We start from the raw sequence: 4100 nt of genomic DNA on the forward strand, positions 1-4100 counted from the left end.
TCTCGCCGAAAAAGACGACGTCGGGCTTCAGCATTCCGCCGCACGCCAGGCAATCCGGGACTACGAAGCGCTCCGCGGCCCAGGCCGGCAGTTCCGCGTCGCCGTCCGGAGCGGACTGCACGTCGCCCGCTGCCGTGCCGCGGTAGACGCGATCGGCCCACTCCGTGTTCGCCCCCAGCAGCCGCTCCTGAAACCCGCTCCGCGCCTCCACCTGCCCGCACGCCAGGCAGCGGACGGACGCGAGCGAGCCGTGCAGTTCCACCACGCGGCGGCTCCCGGCGGCGTGGTGCAGTCCGTCCACGTTTTGCGTGATGATCCCCTGGATGGCGCCGGCCTCCTCCAGCCGCGCGAGCGCCTGGTGCCCCGCGTTGGGCCGTGCGGACGAAAAGCGCGGCCACCCGATCGCGCTCCGCGCCCAGTAGCGCATCCGCCCCGCCTCATTCCCCACGAAGTCCCGGTACTGGATGGGCTTGCGCGGTTTCAGCAGGGCCTCGGGGCCGCGGTAGTCCGGGATGCCGGATTCCGTGCTGCAGCCGGCGCCGGCCAGCACCACCACGCGGCGGCCGTGCAGCAGGTCCACAAGGCGTTCCAGCGCTTCGGCCTGGGGCGCGGCGGTCAGAGTGCTCATGGGATGCGCATCAGCGAAAGAACGTGGATCGCGTCGATGCGGGCCAATACACGCCACGCGGCGCCGCGTTCACCCTTCGTTCAATGCTGCCGGCCGCCCCTGCTCGTGCCGCGCGCGCACGGCGGTTCCGGGCGCGCGACCTCCGTGATCGCCGCGCAACCTCCGTGACTTCTGGGAGAAACGGCGGTTGCCCCGCCATCCGCGCCGGACCGGGTGAAGAGCGCAGGGCGTATCCCGCTGCCCCGCGCGTACCTGTGCGGACGTCCGGCGGCACACCTATCGCGCCGCCGGGCGCACGAAACCCGCCAGGGGTGGACTAAACCCCCGGATTACACTATTTTACATGGCTGTTCCCGAGCGCGGGCACCTCCCTGTGAGGCGCCCGTGTTCCTTTTGGGAGCGGCGGAGCGCCATGCATACGAGCCCGGACGGGCCGCAGAGATAGAGGATTCATGTCCATTCGCAACATCGCCATCATCGCCCACGTCGACCACGGAAAGACGACGCTGGTGGACCACATGCTCCGCCAGGCGGGCACTTTCCGTGAAAACCAGCAGGTGGCGGAGCGGGTGATGGACAGCAACCCGCTGGAGCGGGAGCGCGGAATCACCATCCTGGCCAAGAACCTGTCCGTCCGCTGGAAGGACACCAAGATCAACATCGTCGACACCCCGGGCCACAGCGACTTCGGCGGCGAAGTCGAGCGCATCCTGCGCATGGTGGACGGCGTGATCCTGCTGGTGGACGCGGCCGAGGGCCCCATGCCGCAGACGCGCTTCGTCACCCGCAAGGCGCTGGAGCTGGGGCTGCAGCCCATCGTGATCATCAACAAGATCGATCGCGGCGACGCGGACCCGCACCGGGTGCACGACGAGGTGCTGGAGCTGTTCATGGAGCTGGAGGCCAAGGACTACCAGCTCGACTGCCCGTTCCTGTACGCCGTGGGGCGCGAGGGCGTGGCCATGCAGAACCCCGAAGATGCGCGCGTGGACCTCACGCCGCTCTTTGACGGCATCGTGGCCACCATCCCCGAGCCCACCGGCCAGGTGGACGGCCCGTTCCAGATGCTGGTTTCGACGATCGACTACTCGCCGTACCTGGGCCGCCTGGCCATCGGCCGCATCGAGCGCGGCGTGGCCCGCGTGGGCGATTCGGTGGTGCTGCTGGAGCACGGCCACGAGGGCGACGCCGGTGCCGCGGCGCGCATGCGCATCAGCAAGCTGTTCACCTTCGACGGACTGGCCCGCGAAGAGGTGGAGCAGGCGTACGCGGGCGACATCGTGGCGCTGGCCGGCCTGAGCGACGTGGACATCGGCAGCACCGTGTGCGACCCGGCCGCCCCCGAGGCGCTGGAAGGCATCGCGGTGGAAGAGCCGACCGTGTCGGTGGACATCATGGTCAACAACTCGCCCTTCGCCGGCAAGGAAGGCAAGTACGTCACCAGCCGCCAGGTGCGCGACCGGCTCATGAAGGAGCTGGAAAGCAACGTGGCGCTGCGGGTGGAGGAGACGGATTCTCCCGACACCATGACGGTCAGCGGCCGCGGCGAGCTGCACCTGGGCATCCTGATGGAGACCATGCGCCGCGAGGGCTACGAGTTCGCCGTCAGCCGCCCGCGCGTGATCCTCAAGAAGGGCGCGGACGGGCAGCTGCAGGAGCCGTATGAAGAGGTGACGATCGACGTCCCCGAAAAGCTCATGGGCCCGGTGATTGAAAAGCTGGGGCAGCGCCGGGGCGAAATGCGCGAGATGCAGAACCCGGGCGGCGGGCTGGTGCGCCTGGTGTACCGCATGCCGGCGCGCGGCCTGTTCGGCTACCGCTCGGAGTTCCTTACCGACACGCGCGGCGAGGGCATTCTGCACCACCAGTTCATGGAATACGGGCCGTACGTGGGCGCGCTCAGCACCCGCAGCCGCGGCGTGCTGGTGAGCATGCTCACGGGCGAGAGCGTGGCCTTCTCGCTGGGCAACCTGCAGGAGCGCAGCACCTTCTTCATCGACGCCGGCGTGCCGGTGTACGAGGGAATGATCGTGGGCGAGAACTCTCGCCAGGGCGACATGGAAGTCAACGTCATCAAGGGCAAGAAGCTCACGAACATGCGCGCGTCCGGCAGCGACGACAACATCCTGCTGGAGCCGCCGCGCGTGATGACGCTCGAGGACGCCATGGGCTACATCGCCGACGACGAGCTCATCGAGGTCACGCCCAAGAGTATCCGCCTGCGCAAGCGCCTGCTGAACGCCAGCGACCGCAAAAAGGCCTCGCGCGCCTCGGCCTGACGTAGTCGCCGGTGCACGATCAACGAACCGCCCTTTCCCACTCGACGGGGAAGGGCGGTTCCCGTTTCCAGCCAGCTACGCGCCGGTCGCACTTTCGTACTCTCGTACTTTCGTACTTTCGTACTGCCGTTCTGGGCGTGTCCCTCCGCTTCGCTCCGGGCCGGGCTGCGCGCGCCGTAGGCACCGATACACCTGTTGCCAACGGCGCCGAGCCCCCTGCGCGTCAGGGCAACGGTACTGCTGTTGCCCCGCCGCTCCGGGTTCTCGGCCCTCCGGGCGCGCATCCCTCACGCGGACAGCCGCGGAGCGCCGCGGGACACCCGGCCGAAGGCCCGACCGCGGTGCGACGAGAACCCCGCAGAAAACCCTTGACAACGTTTTTGCCCGTTGTACTTTCGGGCCGAACGAGGCTGGTCGTGATCTTGCTTGCTGCACGGGCGGCAGCCCAAGGCAGGTTTTCCCCCGTCCTAACAGGAGACTCGAATGCCCATTGTGATGGCTCGCCCTGCGGTCGATGAGGATCTCGATCTGGACGAGGTGTTCGTCGCCCGCTTTGAAGAGGAGAGCGAGGGCGGCGAGGAAGGGTGGGACGACGACGCGGACGACCTGGACGACGACTTCGACGACGAAGACGACTGGGACGACGACGACGAGGACGACGAAGACTGGGACGCCGACGACGACGAGGAGTGGGAGGCCGAGGACGACGACTGGACCGAAGGCGACGACGCCTGAGCCGGCACCCGCCCCGGGCAGTCCCGCCCTGGTGAACCGCACGGCCGCCGCGCACCCCAGCGCGGCGGCCGTGACCCGTTCCGGGGCGGGCGGTGCCGCAAACAGGCATTTGCAAAATAAGCCCAGTCGGGGGGTTGACTGGGCATTGGGAACTGGCTATACTTTCTGCCTTGCCGCGAGCCACTGCGCACGCGGCGCAGCACTGTTTGACAATCAGGGTGTTTGGGGATGTCTGTTCGAGCCTCGCACGGGAGCATACCTTCTCCGGTGCCGCGCAGGCCGCTTCTGGCGGCCGGGTGCACGAGGCAACAAAAGGCAAAAATTCCGAACGGAAGCAACGGACGTAATTGTCCGGCGTTCTGTTCAACGGAGCTGTTCGAATTCTCATGGAGAGTTTGATCCTGGCTCAGGACGAACGCTGGCGGCGCGCTTAACACATGCAAGTCGAACGGGGGCCT

Annotated in this window: 3 protein-coding genes and 1 rRNA gene; 3 read left to right on the forward strand and 1 reads right to left on the reverse strand. The window is 67.8% G+C overall.

Annotation, left to right across the window (positions count from 1 at the left end):
* Positions 1–628: Sir2 family NAD-dependent protein deacetylase (locus VF665_RS02830; protein ID WP_331051886.1), on the reverse strand; the 628-nt coding region annotated here is incomplete at its 3' end.
* A 452-nt stretch (positions 629–1080) separates the two neighbouring features.
* Here VF665_RS02830 and typA point away from each other — a divergent pair.
* The 3 genes from typA to VF665_RS02845 all read left to right on the forward strand — a co-directional run.
* Positions 1081–2907 carry a translational GTPase TypA gene (gene typA / locus VF665_RS02835; protein WP_331051887.1) on the forward strand — a complete coding sequence of 609 codons (1827 nt, stop codon included), beginning with the start codon at positions 1081–1083 and terminating at the stop codon, positions 2905–2907.
* Between the two features lie 492 nt (positions 2908–3399).
* A complete protein-coding gene (locus tag VF665_RS02840) occupies positions 3400–3642 on the forward strand; it encodes a hypothetical protein (protein WP_331051888.1) in 243 nt (80 codons plus the stop codon).
* Between the two features lie 383 nt (positions 3643–4025).
* A 16S ribosomal RNA gene (locus tag VF665_RS02845) occupies positions 4026–4100 on the forward strand; the annotation flags it as partial.

The sequence above is a fragment of the Longimicrobium sp. genome, assembly GCF_036387355.1.
GTDB lineage: Bacteria > Gemmatimonadota > Gemmatimonadetes > Longimicrobiales > Longimicrobiaceae > Longimicrobium.

What these genes read in the sequence shown, in the direction of transcription:
- typA (WP_331051887.1), top strand. Translation starts at nt 1,081, where the DNA reads ATGTCCATTCGCAACATCGCCATCATCGCCCACGTCGACCACGGAAAG.